Here is a 20,427-nt window from a genome sequence, read left to right on the forward strand (position 1 = left end):
AGGCAAATGAACAGATGTGCTGAGCTAACACGCCATGCCATGGTTTTATTCCCTTTCGCAGCGTGCCCTGCTAAACAGAGTAGTCGCCAAAAGAAACAATAAGGACTTTGCATGCACACCCCTTCCCTGCAGGACATCACCGCGCCCGAAGGCATCTGCTACGGCTGCGGCGGCAGCAACCCCCATGGCCTGCACATCAAGAGCCGTTGGGATGCCGATGGTGTCCACGTCATCGCCGAGCACCTGCCCGAAGCCCAGTACAGCGGCTGGCCGGACCTAGTCTACGGCGGCCTGATCGCCATGTTGGTCGACTGCCACTCCAACTGGACGGCCATGGCCTACCACTACCGCAACGAACAGCGTGAACCCGGCAGCCTGCCGCGCATCGACTGCGTGACCGGTAACCTGGGCATTAAATTTATCAAACCCACGCCCATGGGCGTGACGCTGACCCTGCGCGCGCGAGTTGAAGGCGACGTGGGGCGTAAAAGCCGCGTGGTCTGCGAGGTGTACGCCGGTGACGTACTCACCGCCCTCGGCGACTCGGTGTTCGTGCGCGTCGACACCGGCCAACTGGCCGCCGCCGCCCATGGTCGCGACAGTTGATCCTGGTCTACAGTGATGACCACCGCTAATCGAGGACTGCTCCGATGACTCGTCTCACCGCGAAAGACTTTGCCCCCGAACTGCTGGAACTCTATGACGGCTACGCCCACGGCAAGCTCAACCGCCGCGAATTTCTCGACCGCGCCGCGCTGTTCACCTTCGGCGGCCTCACCGCCTCGGCCCTGCTGGCAGCCCTGAGCCCCAACTACGCGCTGGCCGAACAGGTCAAATTCACCGACCCGGACATCGTCGCCGACTACATCACCTACCCCTCGCCCAAAGGCAACGGCACCGTGCGCGGCTACCTCGTACGCCCGGCCAAGGCCAGCGGCAAACTGCCCGTCGTGGTGGTGGTGCACGAAAACCGAGGCTTGAACCCCTACATCGAAGACGTCGCCCGACGCCTGGCCAAAGCCGGCTTCATCGCCCTGGCACCCGACGGCCTAACCTCTGTGGGCGGCTACCCCGGCAACGATGAAAAAGGCGTGGAACTGCAACAAAAAGTCGACCCCACCAAGCTCATGAACGACTTCTTCGCCGCCATCGAATGGCTGATGCACCACGACAGCAGCACCGGCAAAGTCGGGATCACGGGCTTCTGCTACGGCGGCGGCGTGACCAATGCGGCGGCGGTGGCGTATCCCGAACTGGGCGCAGCGGTGTCGTTCTACGGCAGGCAGCCCGACGCCAAGGACGTGCCCCGCATCAAGGCGCCGATCATGTTGCATTACGGCGAGCTGGACACGCGAATCAACGAGGGTTGGCCGGCGTATGAGCAGGCGTTGAAGGCGGCGGGCACGACCTATGAGACGTTTATTTATGAGGGTGCCAATCATGGTTTTCATAATGATTCGACGCCGAGATATGACGAGGCGGCGGCGAATCTGGCGTGGGAGCGCACGTTGGGCTGGTTTCGCAAATACCTGGCCTAGCCCCGATTCAAACTGTGGAAGCAGGCCCGGCCCAATCGCAGGCAAGCCAGCTCCCACAGTTGGATTGGGGATGTCAGGCAACCCCTATCTACTGTGGGAGCTGGCTTGCCTGCGATGGCGGTCTATCAGCACCCAATACTTTGCCTGACACCCCCAAAGCAACCCAACCACTATTCCACCCCGGAATAAATGTTAGTCCCGCCCACCGCCTACAGCTGCCTCACTGCGCCCTCTAACCTTCCTGGCACGGAAAACCATCCGCACAGCCCAGGCCAGAGAAGGAAGTACCGATGCAAAGACTTTTCCACAAGATCGTCATGTTTTCAGCCCTTTCTCTGCTCACGGGGTCTGTCCTTGCACAATCTGCCGACAAAACCGAACCACCGACTAACACAGTCAAAATGCTCGATATCTCAACAACCCCCTCCCACAAGATTACCGTCGAGCGCCGCGGCCAGATCGTGCTGATTGGCATCAACCGTCCCGACATCCAGAACCGACTCGACTCAGAAGCCTATCTGGCCCTCGCCAAGGCCTACTACGACTACGACCATGACCCCTCACTGCGCGCCGCTGTACTGTTCGGGCATGGCGACAACTTCTCCCAGGGCCTTGACGTTGAGGGCTTCAAGGCCGTCGCCAGCGCCGGCGGCGTAACCCTCGGCGACGGGCAGATCGACCCGCTCGGCAAAAAAATGCCCGGCCTCACCAAACCACTGATCGTCGCGGTACACGGCGACACCTGGAACATGGCGCATGAACTGTTCCTGGTCGCCGACCTGCGCGTCGCGGCAAACAACACCAACTTCGGCCAGGACGAAAATACCCACGGCCGTTACCCAGGCGGTGGCTCCACAGTGCGCTTCGTGCGCGAAGCCGGCTGGGGCAACGCCATGCGCTACATGCTCACCGGCGATCATTGGTCAGCCCAAGAGGCCTACCGCATGGGCACCGTCCAAGCGATCGCCGACCCACAGCCCGCCCTCGACAAAGCCATCGAACTGGCCAACAAGATCGCCGCCAACGGCCCCTTGGGAATCAAAGCCACGCTGGCCTCCGCGCACCGCGTGATCGACCCCGCGCAAGCCGACGCGCTGTCCCAATTGGATGTGCAACGCTCGACGCTGTACAAATCCAAGGACTTCCAGGAGGGGCGCAAGGCGGAAGCTGAAGGGCGACCGGCTGTTTATCAAGGAAATTAGACCTGGCTCGGGAATGCCCGATGCCGCAATCTGGAGTGTGGGTGCTGGCTGATCGACATGCAGTGTCAAAGGCCAGCAATCCATATCCCTTTAACGTGCAGGAAGCTTCCTAAGCAGCCCTTTGGCCTTGCGCCTGCTCATGCCACTGGCTAGCCTGTGCGCTGTCGCTGCCTATCAGCGAACAGGTGTGGAAACCTGAAACAAGTAGGCCCCTTATCAGGAGCTTATGCATGAGCAATTCAACACGCTTCACCCCCAGCCGCGAAATATTTGAACGCGCCCTGAGCCACTACCTGCAACCCGCCTCACCGCAGTCCTTAACAGTGCATCACGACCTCAGCTTCGAAGACGCCCTCGCCCAACTCTGCGACCTGCTGCGCTGCGCAGCCGCCACCGCAGCCGACACCACTCAAGGTCTGACAGGCGATCAACGCCACATGGCCGGTGCCACCGAACACCTGATCGACATGGCTCAAACCCTGGCCGAACGTGCACTGGAGTGCCTGCAACCCAAAACCTGCTGACACACCACAAACCCACTGTGGGAGCTGGCTTGCCTGCGAAGGCGGTGTGTCAGTGCCGGATTAATGACTGATACACCGCCTTCGCAGGCAAGCCGAACTGAGCACATTCCTTCCCGAGCCAACTTGCCGACTCAGGAAGGTTTTTTAAACAATTACAACTTATTGATTTTTATAAGGAAGAATCAGGACGTTGTTAGGATTTGCCCCCATTTCCTCCACTTCAAAAGTACGAACGTAGCGTGATATAAAGCATCACTCCCCACAGCGCTATGCCTGGCGCCATGATCAGGTAGTTCCCGAAGTTAAAACGGGAGTTAGTCGCACCCTCAGCATCACCCGCCGCAAAGTTGAGCATCGCCTGGCCCTTTTGCATCAGGTAAGCCCGCAGCGGGATCGCGATAAAAAGCCAGGCGGCAAGTGCTGCCATGTTTTCAATATGGTCAGACATTCTGTCTACGATATGTGCCACCACCGTGATCACCACTAGCATCGTCGCCCACTGCTCATAATCAAAAATATACGAGCGGCCAGTGATGCGAATCTGATGGTCGGCGCGCCGGTACAGCTTATGAACGAAAAAAATACACAGCAGCCCGCGTGCCCAAGGCCAAATATCGTCCTGGGTGGCTTTCTTGTAGTTGCTCCAATGTTTGTAGGACCAGATATACATATAAAGGCCCCAACTCAAGACAGACAAAATAAACAGCTTTCGCTCAGAAACGACATAAAACTCTGGCGTAGTCTGCGGGGTAACTTCAAGATTGGCCGTAGGCGTCGCGAATAAATTTTCAGTCATTTTTCAGTCCTTGAAGGTGAGAGGGAAAATTAATGGTTCGGCCCCATTTTTTGAAAAATTGGACGGATTTATTTAATTTTCTGAGTTCTTTGTTACTTAAATAAATCTGTCCCCTTTTCGCCCCAGAGCCTTTTAACCAACACGTTGGAACCAGAGCTACTACCCTCAAGCAGTGCCGGGCTTCCCGTCGTCGTAGATGTCGGCAAGACTGCGTACCTTGGTCAAGTTGCCGGTTTGAATCACGATGGTCTTGGCGAACATATCGCCGAGGCGGGTTCTGGACTCAAGAAAAATCCAAACCCAATCGATGATCACCAGCACCCCGGCGTTGCGGGTGAATGACTGAGAAATGCGGCAGCCCTTACGGGTTTTACGGTCGACGACCGCGATGCTCAGCAAGCGTTTGCCCAGGCTCTGGCCATTGGGCAGCGCGTCTGCGAGCAAGAGGTAGGCAAAACCTGCGAAAAACGCCACAAGGAACCCGCCCTTGACCGTCACGGCGGGGACGAACGCAGACAGCACCTCGGCGCCGAACTTGACGATGAAAAAGATCAGCACCGCGATGCCAGAGTCGATGATTCGGGCCAGCAGGCGACGGCCGATGCTGGCCAAAATGGTCGGCCGTTTAGCGGGGGTAATTGCGTCCATACGGTGTCACTCCGGCTTATGTAAACAGCAACAACGGCCAAGCTCAACGCCCGGCCGCCTCAAGCGTTTTTTAACTCACTTGCTTTCTTTTGCAATGGTACCCAACGACGCGTCCTTGACCAGATAACGGCCTTCCACATCGCTCAGCACTTTGAGGCTGTTGCGCGCCACGGCGAAGCCCATTTCGACTTCCTGCTTGAGGTAAACCACCTCACCGGCCTTGACGTTGATCGGCATGTCAGCCCAGTTTTCAGCTTTGGAACTGATCACGTGCTGGCCCGGCGACACGAAGAAATAAATGTACTGGTTACCACGGTTGTAACCCATCTCCGAGTCGGCTTCCTTGTCATCCAGGAACACGTTGAACCGCACCATCATCCCCACGTTGCTTGGGCGCACGACATACACCAGGCCTTTATCGGCGACGGCGGCCTTGGGCAACGAGTAGTTCGCCACGTCCGCCTGCATCTTCTCCACTGACGGCGTCGAGGAGCAGCCAAACAGCGTGGCCAGGGACAATACAACAGCAGCTTTGCAGAACAGCTTGATCATGTACTTCTTCCTTGTGGTGTGACGGTAGAGCGGGTTGAGAGCGCCGGCGATTGGCTGGCGCGGGTTCTTTGATGCGTTTAATCATCGCCAGGGTATCGGCCGCGGGGACGAATACGTGAAGCGTTGTGCGTGGACCAGCACTTTGATGCCTTGCGGGGGTTTAGGCGCGGGGCTTGTAGTCCGGCCCGTCGCCCATATGGCGATCAGGTTTGGCGACCTGACAAGAGAGTGCAAAAGCAACCCGCTTCTTCTATTTAGTTTTCCGAGACCCTTTGTTGCTTAAATAAATCTGTCCCCATTTCGCCTCTTATTTATTAAACCATGTTCTTCGGGATTGAAATTCTCCGGCCATATAGTTTGATCATCGTACGAAGCCCCCTCCAGATTACACTGATCCAGCCCGACAACAGTGACGTCCGCACCTGAAAACTCAACGTCTCGAAAGTCCCCCCCAACTACGGTGGCACCTTTTAAGCTTGCCAAGCTAAAGTCGACCTTAGAAAAATCAGAATACATAAGTAAAGACCCAGAAAGGTCAACACCTCTCATTTTGGATCCGACTAATATCGCACTAATCAGCGAAACATTTATCATTCTCGCATCATTCAATACAGAAAAATAAAATACAGAATTCCTCAGATCACAACCTGTAAAGTCGGCCTTACAAAAATCTAAGCCTTCAAATATCGCACGATGAAAACTAATACCTTTAAGATCCGCACCAACAAAGGTTTCAATAGGAAGCTCTAGGCATTCACCTGTCTCGAACTTTACTGTAATCATCTGCTATCCCAGTCCAAAGGTGAAATTTCAAAAAACAGAAAAACAGAAAAACAGAAAAACAGAAAAACAGAAAAACAGGGATTAGACCACGTTTAGTGCTCCGCCAAAAGAATAGCGGTCTGACCCAATTTTTCCGACACTCCTTTTGCACCATCACCTATCCTGCATCAATATTTTTATAAACCTATCAAATGCCTGAAAAACAGATCCCCCATCTTCTGGAGAGAGCAACATATTCATAACCTGATCATCAAGAGCTAAGTCATATATATCCACACCCACCCAACCTTTAGACCAAAATTCGACAGTTCCTAACTTGTTAAAACCTTCCAGCTCTATCCTTTTAAGGTCACCAAAATCTCCATCAGCAAATGCTGAGTACTCTAGAGAAAACCCCGTCAAAAGTGGTTTTACGTTTTCATCAAACCAGGAGCTACCCATAAGACCTCCCACTTCTTATCTAGAATTTCAATGTTCTTGATCGCTGGGAGATGCTCGCCGCCCTTCTTATTAAGTGAAAAATAGGGGTCAGATCACGTTTAATGCTCCGCCATAAGAATAAAGGTCTGACCACATTTCTCCTCATTTCTCCCCTCAGGGTCTGACCCCATTTTTCTTTAGAAAATCACAGCCTAGCAGATGGGTGAGAAATAAATCCGTCCCCTTTTCCAATGTCAGTTAAGCCATATCAATGATTGGATTCGAAATTCGACTAGGAGAATCCGTTCATGCAATTGAATCCCTAGCCTAGCATTCATCAGAAAGTCTTTACTCTTCATCCCAAAAATTTCCGGGAGGCGCATACTCCCCACCGCGTAAGACAGCGCACCAGCCGTAACTTCTATAATACATCTCAAGATCAAGGATCTTGTAAATGCCTTCATTAATCTTCTGCAATGTAATCAAACCATTAGCAAAATGCGTATATCGACCGCCCGCCCCTGCGACGGCTCTTAACTCCAGCTCTCTACGATCCCATTCTGATACCACCCCCGATGACTCAGGAACAGTATCCGAAAACGAAATCTCAAATTCTTTTGAAACCTTGCAAAAGCAGGGTATTCGTTCCTGCCTGAGTAATTCATCCGTGATCATGTTTTCAGGGAAGTCGATATTTAATTTCACTTAAGTGCACTCCGAGGAACAACAACCTCACCTGAAAAATTTCTTTGAAAAAATAGGGGGCAGACCACGTTTAATGCTCCACCAGAAGAATAGTGGTCTGACCCCATTTCTCCCTTAGCGATTACTTCCCCGTTGGGCCCTCGCCGGAAGAATAGTGGTCTGACCCCATTTTCCCTACGTCTTCTGCTAAGGACTGCACAAGCGATGCCGACACTAACCTTCTTCCTACAACATTGGAGAAATAAAGCTCACCAGAAATATTAAAAATATCTTGCCTACCGTATTCACCTAGATCGCAGTTTGAAATCGGATTCAAAGAAAAACAGATAGACGCACCATCAGGCCCGCCATAGAGCTTCCCAATTTCAGAACTTTCAAATAGAAGGCCAACCTCTTGAGGGGCAGAATCCCTCTCGAAAGAGAAAACATGGAATAGAGCATTTACTGACAGTAATTTCTTCCCGAGCACTGTTAACAGCCAGGCAACCATAAGTCTAGGAGAGTTCATTACCTAACACCGCCCTTTGATGCACTCTGCAGAAAAATAGAGGTCAGCACCACGTTTAGTGCTCCGTCAGAAGAATAGTAGTCTGACCCCATTTTTCTTTTTACCAATCCCCTCCTATTTCATTCTTATACTTTGTGTAACGTCCACCATCGGCAACTCACCTCAGGTTCGAATATCACCCTCGCCTCTGACAGTGATTCAGACATATCAAAGACAACATGAATCCCAGCCCCAGACTCATCTCGCACTAACTCAATAGACTTGACGCTCTCGGACGAAATAACTGCTAGCTCTTGAGTGGAAAGCCTAAGCACGACTTGGAATGACTTCATCACAGCACTAAAAGAAACATCAACCTCAAGTTCGCTATTTTTAGACTTCTGGATATAACGACATAGCGCCAAGTTTGGATCAACCTCAATAGGCTGGATACCGAACTCTTCCAAAAAATCATCTGTGCTTGGAAATTTCATTACGACCTCCTCAGTGAAGCGGTATGACTGTGCTGAGTTTACGACTTCCATCATCAAGAACCTGGAACGTGCTCTGAAAATTAGCAGCCTTACCCGATGGTCCCATAAACAAGAAAATTGGGGTCAGACCACGTTTAGTGCTCCGCCAGAAGAATAGTGGTCTGACCCCATTTTTCCCCTTACCGCATTCGTGCAGTAACTCAGTTTCTGGAAAACCTGGCATTTCGCGAGGAAATCAGCAGTGATGCGATTGTCCTTCACGACTTTGCGCTGTTACTGGCCATTCCATTGCGTGATGGTTGCGATCTCATGGATGTGATCGGGCGAAGGTTGATTTCGCAAGACTTATAAATTAATTCGGGCGGCATAGAGCCGCCCGATCTTGCTAAGCTCAGAGCCCAAGATTTAAAAAATAAAAGCCAACTTATTAAAGAGCCAGTTTTTAACACCTCAAACAAAAAACACATATGAACCCAATAAAAACACACCACACCTAAATAAATTCTCCTCACTTAGACACAAACACCCTATGAAAATCAAATAAATCTGTGCCCTTTTCCCCGGCCCCCTTTTTCCCCGCAGATCGGATGCAAAAACACCGGCGCTAGGCCGGTGTCAGATCACATCTAGGCTTCTACAATTAACAGGAGACATTCAAACCGCAAGCAGAGATAAAATCACGTATCGGTATATCAAGAAAGCTACTCTCTCCAGCGGAAAGAACATCTTGCAATGTGACGATGCCTTTTCCAAAGTCCAAAGAAACGTCAAAGCTATTAAACTCGAACTCCCTGAGCAGAACGCTCTTTGAGCGCATCCGCTCATCAAAGGCATTTTTCAAAATAGAGCGAACGCTGTCGTCCAACTCTTGGATGACAAATCGTTCTATTAGTGTGCCGCCACTGCTCATAACCATTCCTAACCAGTACGGGAATGCAGTCTGAATCACACCATCCCGAACATTTATTTTGATTGTCGATGTTGGAGCGCCTGAGACGTTTGTTCCAATCACCTTACCTGCGTTGTACTCAATAACGTGCCCACCTGGTCCATTAGGCGTTACCTTCCCATATCTCAGTGCGTTATCAACATAACTAGAGACATCTTTAACAGATGTTCCTTGCGAGAACTTACTAACATTCGCAAATCCTGAGTCAGGTCCATGGCGATAGAATACATGCTCAATACCTGTCATCAAACCGCCTTTATTATAAGTGCTCGCGCTCCACGATGCATCTATTTGTCTTGGGGCTGGTAATGCCTTGATCGTGTCATCTACAACAGCCCCAGTTCCTTTTGCTACCGTCAACTCAGCCTTAACAACCTTAGCAGAAGAAAATTGGGGTCAGACCACGTTTAGTGAACCGTCAGAAGAATAGCTGTCTGACCCCATTTTTCGATCTGTTAACGTCCCTCTCTCTGCGTTAGCAAGGGTGCCTGCGCCTTGTGCACCGACTAGCTAGAATAGGAAGATATCAGAGCCTTTGCGATTATACCTTCCGCGGTGCGAGCGGATGCCAGCTTAGCCAACTCATCCATCGAGATTAAATTAGAGTTTAAATACTCGTAAAAACCCTCTTGAAGCTCTGACTTTTTCACAGCAACAACGCCAAATTCCTCATATGCACTTTCAAAGGCAATCCATTTGCACGCGCTATCGCATAGAACTATTGGATAACCAACCTTTCCATCAAAAAAACTTTCAAACTTTTTACTCAGCCAACGAACATCGCTCTCTAAATCGCTTCCATCGAAGGAAAAACAAGAGTTCCCTAATCGCTCGCCTCCTGAAAACTTTATAAATACATCTGACTTAAAGCTGGAAACGCTATTCGATACCAACCCCGAAAAAATTTCAAAAAAGCAGAGCAATGGTCTCTCAAAAAACCAAAACAGAAATCCGTCACCAACAAAAACATTCATCGGCAAGTCTTTATTAAAATTTATGACACCTGACAGCCTATCAAGAAAAGAATTCAATTCTTTATCTTCAATTTTCAAAATAGCCATGACTACTCTCCTGAAAACCTGATTTTCGCAGTTGGTTTTTTCACCCCTTCTATAGTCAACGAGGCGGAAGGTTGCCCCGTGGACGTTGAAGATGGATAGAATCGATAGGTCTTCTGTCCATTAGTTAACACAGTAACTGAGCCATCCTGAGAAATTGTCTTTTTATAACCATTAGACTCAAGTGTCTTTATGGCGCTGCCCTGAGTAATGTTGGCCTCTATCTGTCCTGCACTATTGCGCGTAACTTTCGGCAAAAACTCAATCGATGTTGCTTTTGCACCAGCAGACTCAGCAACAGCCTTAGCGCCAGCCCCCAGCCCTCCCGAAAGAACGATACCAGCAATTTCCGCATTCGTAGCCTGGGTCGTTTTCTGCACCGTCAGACGTAGATCATCCTGATTTTTATCTATGAAGCCTTGAACAATCTCCTTCTCCTTCGGATTCAGATCACCGCTAACGTCATAGGTGTCGAGTGCTTTCGTACCACCTTCGACATCCGTTCGCAACGCATTACAGCTTGAGTAATCCTCGCAACCCAGCATCTGTCTGCCGGTTTTAGTATCACTGACGCCCTCATATTTCGCGGTGACCTTCGATCGACATGCATCAGGATCTCCCGCCCCCCGACATCCTTTTAAGTCTTTCACCAAATCATCTACTTCTGGATGATTCAGATAGTTGTACTGGGTCGCAGTGCCTGCTACCCATGCCCCCGTCTGCAGGCTTTTCGCATCAGCACCATCTAGTACCGAAGCCGCAAGCACACCAATCAACTGCGAATTCATGACCAGCAAACCTTTCTTCTGGTCATCGGGCATATCGGCGTAGTTCTTGGCGAGGCTATCTACCAATGCTTCAGTTACGCCAGCCGCCAGCGCGCCTGTGCGGAAGTCGCCTCCAGACGCCTCAGCTGCCAACCCGCCCATCAAGGCATGCAACCCAATCTTGGTAATGCCCCCCTCTGTAAACCGGCCCTTGGAAACATCCCCGACAAGGTTAAATCCATAAGCCGCAAATGCATTGGCCAAGCTATTTTGCAACGCCTCCCCAAGACGGGCTTCCCCTCCGAGCGCGCGATCCACCAAGACTGATGTTCCGTTTTGCAGTGCTTGGTTGGCCGTGAACTGCCCCACGCCTTGCCAGGTACTCAGTGGACTTGTGGTAGCTACCGCGCCAGTGTTGGGTAGTGCGGTGGAAGTACTGGTCTGGGTGCTGGTCCACTTGTCATAAACACCAGCGGTTAAGCCAGCAGTGACACCGGACACCACATAGCCTCTCATCGCATCGCTTGAAGTCACATCCTTCAAGACAGCGCCCAGGTTGCCACGGTTATTGATGGTGCTGATTGCACCGTTACTCGCCATGCCGCCGAGAACGACGCTGCCCGCAGCATTGGCCCAGCCCGCAGCAGAGGTAGCGGTGGCTGCAGCCGTCGCCCCTGCCATCGACGTCCCCGTCCCTGCAGCAGCAATTGCACCGCTGGCGGCACCCATCGTGAAGTACGTCACGATGATTGCAATGATGATTTGCGCGCCGGCGCCTAAGCCTGAATTGCTATATTTGAAACTTTCATGCAGCTCTTTAACCTGGCGCCAATCCACATCTCCGCGCTTCTCGGCCTCTTTCAGCCAAGCCAACTGCGGGTCGGCCTTAACCATCGCATCAATCGTCTGGCTAACCGTGTTCTGATCGATCTGCTTGATATCAATCTTCAAGCCATCGACGGCTTTGATCACGACGTTGCCTTCTGCAACCATTTGCGTCTGGCGTAGAGTCTCGTCGGTGTTGCCCTTGCCCTTGGAGCTAGTCCAGGCGAGGTCACCCTTGCTCTTGGTGTGGCTCTCGTCGTGCAAATCCTTCACCGCCTCAAACGTCACCGCCCCACCACTGACAATCGCAATATCCCCGCCACTGTCGAGCTTCGCCGCTTGATACTTCTGGTCCCCGCCGCTTTGCAACGTCAGGTCGCCACCGGTCTTGATCTCACTCCCCACATTCGTCACCTGGGTGACTTCATCGCGCTGGGTTTTCTTGCTGCCCCAACCGCCCTTTTTGCTCATGTCGTACAGCGAATAGTTGCTGTCTTGCGCGGCCAGCAGGCTCAGTTCGTTGTCGGCGTGTACGTAGGCTTCGTTGCCGGCGCTGATTTTGCTGGCGACCAGGGTCAGGTCGGTGCCGGCGATGGCGATGAGGTCGCCGCCGGCTTTGAGTTCGGCGCTTTGTTGGGTGACGGTGTCGAGTTGGGTGGTGGTTTTGGTGCCGCCTTTTTTGCCTTTGGAGTAGTCGTGTTGTTCGTTGGCGGCGGCGGCCAGGGTCAGGTTTTCGCCGGCTTTGACGCTGAGGTCTTTGGCGGCGCTGACGGTGCTGGCGACCACGGCGATGTCGCGGCGGGCGTCGATGGCGAGGTTGCCGCCCACGTCCACGTTCGAGCCGTATTGCAGGGTGGTTTGCTCGGTGCCTTTGACGCGGCGGCGTTGGTAGGCGTAGTCGTCCTGTTCGGTCTGGCTGGCGATGACCACGTCGCGCCCGGCGGTCACGCTGGCGTTGCCACCGGCCTTGAGGTCGCTGCCGATGTTGAGCACATCGCGCCCGGCGTTGAGCTTGAGGGTGTCGGTGGCTTCGAAGCGCGAGGCATCGCTGGCCACGTCGTTGCGCAGTTGGTAGCCCTCGCCTTCTTGCTTGAAGGTGGTGACGGTGCGCTCGTTGAGAATGTCGCCGGTCACGGCGGTGGCGCTGATGTCGCGGGCGTTAATGATGCCGCCACGGGTGTTGCGGATCGAGTCAGTGGCGAGCATTTCCAGGCGGTTGCCGGCTTGCATCAGGCCGCTGTTGTCGATGTTGCCGGCCACCATGTTCAGGTTATTGGTGGCGCGCAGGGTGCCGCTGTTGTGCAGGTCGCCGCCGGTGATCAGGCTCACGTCCTGGCCCTGGATCAGTGCGCCGTTGGGCGCCAGGCGGTTGTTGGCCTGGGCCAGGTAGAGCACTGGGGTGAGGACTTTTTGGCCGTTGACCTCGGCTTCTTCCATCCACACGATGTCGTGGGTCAGCGCCGCGACTTGCTCGGCGGTCAGCGACACGCCGAGTTGCAGCTTGAGCGAGTCCTTGTAGCTGATGGCGTTGTCCATCAGGTAACGGAACAGCGCGTCGTCACTGGCGATGCCATCGATGTAGCGCTGGCCGGTGCGGGCCACCACGGCTTCGCGGATCAGGCTTTGCTCATAGAGACCATCGCCCAGGCGTTTCCAGGCGGTATCAGGGTTGTAGCCCAGTTTGCCCAGCAGGTAATCGGAGCTCATGAACTGCTTGAGGTCGGTGAGCGCCGGGTTGGTTTCGATCAGGTATTTGTGGCTGTTGTCGACCGCGGCGATTTGCGGCAGCCCTTGCACGCGGGTTACCGACGGCGCGCGGCTGTCCAGGTTCAGCGGGCCTTGGCCAGTGACCGCGCCGCTGAGTGGCTGGCCATCGACGCTGAAACCACGCTCTTGCACGGCGCTGTAGTCCAGCGGTTTTTCGCGGTCTTTGTCGGCAATCTGGCGGCCGCCGACGCTGAAGTCGCCAGTGCCTGTGGAGGCGCTGGCGGCGCTGTCCGCCTTGGCTTGTTGGCCGCTCAAACGGAACAGGCCGTTCTGGCCGGTGGGCAGGCTGAAGCCGGGCAAGGTGGCCGGGTTGACCTGGCGCTGAGCCAAGTCTGGCGGCAGTTGCGCGGTAATCGCCGGTTTCACCGTGGAGGCGAACACGTCGGAGTTGGTGTCGTGGTTTTGCGCCGGGGCCTTGATGTCGGTGGCGTTAGGGCGAATCACGCTGTTGTCGATTTTTTGCGTGGCGTTGACCGTCACCGAGCCAGCCGCCTGGATCACCGCCTGGGCAATAACGCTGCCAGCGGTCGGCACCACGTAGGTGCTGGTTTCGTAAAAGTTACCAATGCCGGCCATGATCTTGGCCAGGGTCATCTCACCTGGGCGGTAGTCGCCGGAGTTGGGGTTGTTATAGACGTTGAACTGGTTCTGGCGCTCCATGAAGGTGTTGTAGAAGCTGCGGTCACGGGTATAAAAGCCCGAATTCAGGTGCACTTCTTCGCCGCCTGCCGCGCCACGGTTGGTCAGCACGTCGGTGTTGATCAGGATGTTCCTGGCGGCAGACACCGAGCTGTAGAGGTTATCGAAGGTCTGGCTGCCGACGGTCAAGTCGCCACCGGCGTTGATGAACGCCGAGGCCGAGCTGCCGACCAGCACGTCTTCGTATTTCTCTACGGAGGTGAAGTACAGCTCGCAGCCTTTGCCTTTGCAGAAGTCGTTGGAATAGATATCGAGGTTGCCCGAGACCAGTTTCTTTTGCGTGCTGAACTGGTCGCGGCGGTTGCTCAAAGTGTCGGCCAGCAGGCGCATGTTGCCGGCGCTTTCCAGGCTGCCGGAGACGTTTTCGATCAGGCTGCTGCGCGCGCCCGCATCGTCGCGGGCAATGTCCAGGCCGCCGAGGCTGTAGACGTCGCCGTAGTTGTTGCGCACATCGTTGGCGCGCAAGGTCATGTCGTTGCCGCTGAACAGCAGGCCCCTGTCGTTGAGCAGGTGGGTGGCGTTGAGGCGGACTTTTTCTGCGCCGCCCAAAGTCCCGTAGTTGTTCAGGGTGGTGGCGTTTACCGTGAGGTCACCGAGGGCGGTCAGGCGCCCGTGGTTGTTCAGGGTGCTGCTGTTGACCTGGGTGACCGCGCCGCCGGCAATGCGGGCGTTTTCGCCCAGGTCCATGCTGGCGCTGGTGAGGGTCATGGCGCCGAGGCTGCTGACCCGGCCGTTGCCGCTGTAGCCGCCGCTGAGCGTGAGGTTGAGGCTGCCGTCACTGGCCAGCAGGCCGTCGTTGGTCCAGGTGTCGCCCGTGCCGGTCAGGCTTTGCGCGCCCAACAATTGGCCGCTGGCGGTCTGGGTGAATTGGCCGATGTCGAGGTTCAAGCGCCCGGCCTGGATCACGCTGCTGTTGGTCCAGCTCGCTGCCTTGATGTCCAACTGGCCGTTGGTGACAAAGCTGCCGCCGGCGCGGGTGACTTGATCAGACGTCAGGTCGAATTTGCCGCTGCCGGTGTGCACGATGCGGCCACCGTTGTTGTCGAGGTTGCCGGCTTGCAGGTTGAGATTTTCGTTGGCACTTTCCAGCGCGCCGGAGCGGTTATCGAACAGGCCCGACACGTTGATATCGGTGTTGCCCGCGCGGCCCATGGCGCGCAGGTTGCCACCGGCGTTGTTGAGGGTTTGCGCGGCAAGGCGCAGGGTGTCGTCACTTTCGATCAGGCCGAAGCGGTTGCTCAAGGTGCCGGTGAGGCCGAAGTCGATGCTGCGGGCGCCAACCTTGCCACCGTTGTTGGCCGCCGTGCCCTGGTTATCGAAGTCTGTGGCCGTGACCTTGAGCAAGGTGTTGGCATACACGCCGCCGCCCTGGTTGTTCAGGCTGCTGGTGACAATGCGGTTTTCACCGCCCAGGGCCGACAGGTGCCCCAGTTGGTTGAGCAAACCGCCCTTGGCGTCGATATCCAGCGATTGCGCCTGGGTGATGCCGCCGCCGTTGTCGAACAGGCCGCTGACCAGTTTGATCCAGCCTTTGCCGCTGTTGAGGATGCCGCCGCGGGTGTTGGCCACATTGGCCGCGTTCAGGTCCAGGTTGCCGCTGAGGCTGTCGACTCGGCCGCCCTGGTTGTTGAGGGCGCCGCTCAGACGCAGCAGGTTGTCGGTCTGGCTTTGTAAGGTGCCCTGCTGGTTATCGAGGGTGCGTGCGGCAAGCTCAAGCTTGCCCTTCTGGCTGTAGATCAGGCCGTCTTGCTGGTTGTTGACGTCACCGGCCAGCAGTTTGATCAGCAGGTCCTGCTGGCTGGCGAGGGTGCCTTTGCCGCTGTTGTCCAAATCGCCGTTGGCGAGGGTCAGGTCGAGCCGGTTTTGGCTGACCAGTTGGCCGCCACGGTTGTCGAGGCTGGCGGCGTTCAGCAGCAACGCGCCGCCGCTGGCCAGGCGTGCATTGTTGGCGTTGATCAGTGCACCGCTGAGGGTGCCTTGCAGGCTGCCCTGGCTGATCAGTTGGCCGGCGCTGTTGTCCAGGCTCTGGCCGATCAGGCTGATGTTGGCCGCGCTGATCTGGCCGCCACGGTTGAGGAGCTGGCTTTGGGCGTGGTTGAAGCCCAGCGATTGGCTGGAGGAAATCAAGCCGTTGTTGCTGTTATCCAGGCGCCCGGCAATGCTGAGGCCCACATCGCCCTGACTGGAGATGATGCCTTGGGCGTTGTTGAGGCTCGCCGCGCTGAGGGTTTGCAGGCCCTGGCTCACCAGGGCGCCCGCCGCGTGGTTATCGAGGGCGCCGCTGAGGTGGGCTTGCAGGCTGCCGTTTTTGCTCGACAGCGTACCTTCGGCGCTGTTGTCGAGGCTGCCGCCGGCCACGGTCAAACCGTTCCAGCCGGAGATCAGGCCTTTGTTGGCGTTGATCAGGGTGTTCGCCTCGACGCGCAGTTGATCGGTGCTGAGGATGACCCCGCGATCACTGTTGTCGATACGCTGGGCCGCCACGCTGAACCCGATATTGCTGGAGATTTCGCCTTGTTCGCGGTTGGTCAGGTTGGCCAGGCGCGCAAAGCTCAGCGGCCCCTTGGCGCTGATCAGGCCGGCGCTGTTGTCGAGGTCGCCGCCTTGCAGGTCGATGGCCACGGCGCGCTCGCCGATGAGGCGGCCCTGGCGCTGGATCAGCTGTTGCACCACCAGTTGCAGGTTGCCCTTGGCCGAGACTTCACCGCCAAGGCTTGAGTCCACACGCTGCCCCGCCAGGCTGAGATCGCCCTGGCTGTTGATCAGGCCCGCCGTGTTGTCGAGGTTGGCGACGTTCAGGCTCAAGGCCTGCTGGCTGCCGATCACGCCGTTGCGGTTGCTGACATCGGCCGCCGTCAGTGTGAGGCTGCCATCGCTGACCAGTTGCCCGCCCTGGCTGTTATCCAGCGCGCCGGTGCTGAGGGTTTGGCGAGTGCCGGCCGAGAGCCGGCCTTTGTCGCTGTTGTTCAATGCGCCCGCCGTTGCATCCAACGTGGTCGCCGCGCTGATCAGGCCCTGATTACGGTTGTCCAGGGCGCCAGCGACCCTGAGGTCCAAAGCGCCACGGCTGGCAATCGCGCCACCGGCCTGGTTGTCAAGGCTGCCCGCCGCCACCTGCAAGAGGTTCTTGGCCGACACCACGCCTTCGACGCTGTTATCCAGCGCCTGGGCGATGCGCACCTGCAAGCTGTCGCCACTGATGACTTTGCCGCCACGGTTGTTCAGCGTGTCGGCCACCACCGCAAAGGATTGCGTGCTGGAAAGCTCGCCGCCCTGGCTGTTGTCGACGCTGCCGAGGTTGCGCAGCAGTAATTGGCCGGGTGTGGCAATCAGGCCGTGGTCACGGTTGATCAGTTGCCCGTGATTCAGGTCCAGGTCGATGGCAGTATTGCTGACCAGTTCGCCGTGGTCATGCTGGTCCAGCCCGGTAAGGTTTGCCTGCAGCGCGGACTTGGCGAAGATCGAGCCTTGCTGGCTGTTGTCCAGTTGCCCGGTTTTAAGCAGGATCCCGGCGTCACTGCTGATACTGCCGCGCTGGCTGTTGTCAAGGCTCGCACTGCGCAGGTCAAGCTGTTGTTTGGCGCTGATCACACCGGCCTGGCTGTTGTTCAGCGTGCCGGCATTGAGGGTTAACGCGCCGTCACTGAGTAACACGCCCTGCCCTTGGTTAAGCAGATCGCCGCTCAGGTTGATGTTCACGCCCGTTTGGCTGATCACGCGGCCGCCCAGGCTGTTGTCCAGTTGCCCGCCGTTCAATTCCAGGCTTTGGCGCGCCGCCAACAGGCCGTTGTTCTGGTTGAGCAGGCGTTGCACGGTGAGCACCAGGCCGCCGTCACCAATGACCTTGCCGCCACTGTTGGTAAGTTGATCGGCACCCAGCCGCACGCGGGCCTGGCTGGAGATTTCACCCTGCTGGTTGAGAATGCTCGGGCTGTACAAGTCGACGCCACGGGTGGCAGCGATGAGGCCGCCGTTGCGGTTATCCAGGGCGGTGCCGGTAAAACTCAGCACGCCTTCGCTGACCAATTCGCCGGCTTGTTGGTTGAGCACGCCGACGGTTGCCAGCAGGTCACCCTTGGCGCTGATCCGCCCGGCGCCGTTTTCGATTTGACTGGCGCTGAGGCTCAGGCCGCCGTCGCTGCTCAGTCGGCCGCCAGTGCTGTTGTTGAGGCTGGCGAGTTCGACGCGGGTATTGGCCTTGCTGCTGATCACGCCTTGCTGGCTGTTGTCGACGCTGCCGCCGGTAAGGGTCATCGCCCCGTCGGCAATCACCAGGCCGCCCTGGTTGGCCAGGGTATCGCCGTGCAGTACCAGAGTGTTTTTACTCGACACCAGCCCGGCCTGGGCGTTGTTAAGTTGGCCGACACTGACCTGTTGGGCGCCCTGGCTGACCAGATTGCCTTGATTGTGGTTATCGAACAGCCCGGTGATGTTCGCGGTCAGGTTGCCCTGGCTCGCGACGGTGCCTTGGCCACTGTTGTCCAGGCTGGCGGCCTGCAGGGTCAGCAGGCTGGTGGCCGAGAAGATCCCCAGGCGGTTGTCGATTGCGCCGCTGGCGAGCACATTAAGGTTGGCGCCCAGCAGTTTGCCGGCGCGGTTATCCAGGGTGGTGGCGGTAACGCTGGTTTGGTTGGCGGAGATTTCGCCTGCCTGGTTGCTCAGTAGGCCAGCAGTTACGTGGGCCTGTTGCTGGCTGGCCAGCAGGCCGTTTTCATTGCCCACTTGCCCGGCAATCAGCGTCAGGGAATTGAGGCCAATCACGCGGCCGCTCTGGTTTTGCAGGGTGGCCGCCGTGACGTCGGTGCTGTTGTCGCTGTGCAACACACCACCGGCGCGGTTATCCAGGCCCGTGGCATTGACCTTCAGCGATGCCGTGCCCAGCACGCGACCGCCACGGTTATCCACTTGGCCAGCGTTGACCACTGCGCTCGCGCCGCTCAAGGTCGCGTTCTGGTTGTCGAGGTTGTGTGCAGCCGTCACTGTCAGGGTGCGGCTGGCAACCACGCCTTGGGTATTTTTAAAGCTGCCCGCAGACACGCTGACATCGCCGTTGGCATTGCGCGTTTCATCGGCGTTGACGCCCGCCTCGATAATCCCGTTGTTGGTGACCTGACCATTGCTGGCCAGGGTGATGCTGTCGCGGGCGGCGAGGCTCTTCTGGTTGACCAGCGCCTGGGCGCTGGTGACCTGCACATTGTTACCGGCGTAAACCTTATCAGTCAGGTTGACGCTCTGCGCGGTGACGTTGATGTTGCCGGTGGCCGCTGTCTGCGCCAGGCTCAAGTGGCCGTTGGCATCCAGTTGAATATCGCCGCCACTGGCTGCCAGGGTGCCGTCGAGCTTCACGCCCACACCGGCTTCGGTGCCCACCAGTTTGATCGCACCGGCGTACATGCCGCCCAATGCCGACGAGTCGATCGCCAATTCCGGCTTGGCGCTGCCGTCATCGGCACGTGCCGTCGCGTTCAAGGTCTGGGCGTTGACGTCGTTACGCCCGGCAACCACGGTCAAGTTGCGCGCGTTGATCTGCGCATTAATCCTGGCCGAGCGGGTGATGATTTCGAAGCGGTCCACGTTGCTCGCGTTCAAGCCCTGGCCGTCGATGGTCACGGCGCCGCCATCGACCTGGTAGCGGTCCAGGCGGCCGTTATCGAGCACCGGTTTGCCGGTGGTCAGGGTCACGTTCGGCGTATTGATGAACCCGCAGCCGCTGCAGGTGATGCCATAAGGGTTGGCCACGATAACCTTGGCCGACTGCCCCGCCACTTCGGTGTAGCCGCGCAACTGGCTGGGGCTGCCGCCGTTGACTTCGTTGAGGATGATATTGGCCGCGCGGCCTTGCAGGTTGGAGTTGCCGAGGATGATCCCGCCCAACTGGGTTGACTGTGTGATGGCGGTGGCGTTGTTGAGGATCACGCCATTGGCGCCGACGTTGTAGTCCTTGAACTGGTTGTGGGACAAGCCACTGCCATTGGGCGCGGCGATGTTCACCACCGGCACGCCATTGCCGGCCTGGCCGACGCTGGTGCCCGGTGCGCTGACCACAATGCCTTCGGCCTGGGCCAGCAATGGCTGCCAGAACAGCGCATTGGCCAGGATCAGGGCCAAGCCACGTTTGGGCAGGCCCAGGAACGCGTCACGGCTTTTCAGGGCAGCCGAAGGCTGGCGAACAAGGAAGGCAAACTGGCGAACATCCATTTCAAATTCTCGATG

Annotated in this window: 15 protein-coding genes; 4 read left to right on the forward strand and 11 right to left on the reverse strand. The window is 56.4% G+C overall.

Annotated features, from left to right (window positions below; all coding sequences use genetic code 11):
- Positions 1–111 precede the first annotated feature (111 nt).
- The 4 genes from ASE80_RS18450 to ASE80_RS18465 all read left to right on the forward strand — a co-directional run bounded on the left by ASE80_RS18450 (position 112) and on the right by ASE80_RS18465 (position 3,264).
- Positions 112–606, forward strand: coding sequence for a PaaI family thioesterase (locus tag ASE80_RS18450; protein WP_056860205.1), 495 nt, complete (start codon positions 112–114; stop codon positions 604–606).
- A gap of 44 nt (positions 607–650) precedes the next feature.
- On the forward strand, positions 651–1,538 hold the full coding sequence (yghX, locus tag ASE80_RS18455) for a YghX family hydrolase (RefSeq protein WP_056860206.1): 888 nt from the start codon (positions 651–653) through the stop codon (positions 1,536–1,538).
- A 401-nt stretch (positions 1,539–1,939) separates the two neighbouring features.
- Positions 1,940–2,740, forward strand: coding sequence for a crotonase/enoyl-CoA hydratase family protein (locus ASE80_RS18460; RefSeq protein ID WP_056860207.1), 801 nt, complete (start codon positions 1,940–1,942; stop codon positions 2,738–2,740).
- Positions 2,741–2,970: 230 nt separating this feature from the next.
- Entirely contained in the window at positions 2,971–3,264 is a 294-nt protein-coding gene (locus ASE80_RS18465) for a DUF6124 family protein (protein ID WP_056860208.1), read from the forward strand.
- A gap of 220 nt (positions 3,265–3,484) precedes the next feature.
- On the opposite strand, the gene ASE80_RS18470 is transcribed toward ASE80_RS18465, so the two are convergent.
- The 11 genes from ASE80_RS18470 to ASE80_RS31670 all read right to left on the reverse strand — a co-directional run bounded on the left by ASE80_RS18470 (position 3,485) and on the right by ASE80_RS31670 (position 20,412).
- A complete protein-coding gene (locus tag ASE80_RS18470) occupies positions 3,485–4,060 on the reverse strand; it encodes a hypothetical protein (protein WP_056860209.1) in 576 nt (191 codons plus the stop codon).
- Positions 4,061–4,225: 165 nt separating this feature from the next.
- A complete protein-coding gene (locus ASE80_RS18475; RefSeq protein WP_056860210.1) occupies positions 4,226–4,708 on the reverse strand; it encodes an RDD family protein in 483 nt (160 codons plus the stop codon).
- Positions 4,709–4,783: 75 nt separating this feature from the next.
- The gene (locus ASE80_RS18480; RefSeq protein ID WP_026013838.1) at positions 4,784–5,176 is read right to left on the reverse strand and encodes a DUF2846 domain-containing protein; all 393 of its coding nucleotides are present in this window, start codon (positions 5,174–5,176) and stop codon (positions 4,784–4,786) included.
- Positions 5,177–5,539: 363 nt separating this feature from the next.
- Entirely contained in the window at positions 5,540–6,043 is a 504-nt protein-coding gene (locus ASE80_RS30260; protein ID WP_082463647.1) for a pentapeptide repeat-containing protein, read from the reverse strand.
- Between the two features lie 153 nt (positions 6,044–6,196).
- Positions 6,197–6,484, reverse strand: coding sequence for a hypothetical protein (locus ASE80_RS18490; protein ID WP_056860212.1), 288 nt, complete (start codon positions 6,482–6,484; stop codon positions 6,197–6,199).
- Between the two features lie 327 nt (positions 6,485–6,811).
- Entirely contained in the window at positions 6,812–7,168 is a 357-nt protein-coding gene (locus ASE80_RS30265; protein WP_164488404.1) for a hypothetical protein, read from the reverse strand.
- 121 nt (positions 7,169–7,289) lie between these two features.
- A complete protein-coding gene (locus ASE80_RS30270) occupies positions 7,290–7,676 on the reverse strand; it encodes a hypothetical protein (RefSeq protein WP_177336526.1) in 387 nt (128 codons plus the stop codon).
- 125 nt (positions 7,677–7,801) lie between these two features.
- Positions 7,802–8,149 (reverse strand): hypothetical protein, encoded by a 348-nt coding sequence (locus ASE80_RS18500; protein WP_056860342.1) that lies wholly within the window; start codon positions 8,147–8,149, stop codon positions 7,802–7,804.
- 640 nt (positions 8,150–8,789) lie between these two features.
- Complete coding sequence (locus ASE80_RS31470) at positions 8,790–9,458, reverse strand: hypothetical protein (protein WP_236708848.1); 669 nt, start codon at positions 9,456–9,458, stop codon at positions 8,790–8,792.
- A 146-nt stretch (positions 9,459–9,604) separates the two neighbouring features.
- Positions 9,605–10,159 (reverse strand): hypothetical protein, encoded by a 555-nt coding sequence (locus ASE80_RS18510; RefSeq protein WP_056860215.1) that lies wholly within the window; start codon positions 10,157–10,159, stop codon positions 9,605–9,607.
- Between the two features lie 2 nt (positions 10,160–10,161).
- Entirely contained in the window at positions 10,162–20,412 is a 10,251-nt protein-coding gene (locus ASE80_RS31670) for a two-partner secretion domain-containing protein (RefSeq protein WP_082463648.1), read from the reverse strand.
- Positions 20,413–20,427 lie beyond the last annotated feature (15 nt).

Source organism: Pseudomonas sp. Leaf15 (assembly GCF_001421425.1).
GTDB classification, from domain to species: Bacteria; Pseudomonadota; Gammaproteobacteria; order Pseudomonadales; family Pseudomonadaceae; genus Aquipseudomonas; species Aquipseudomonas salomonii.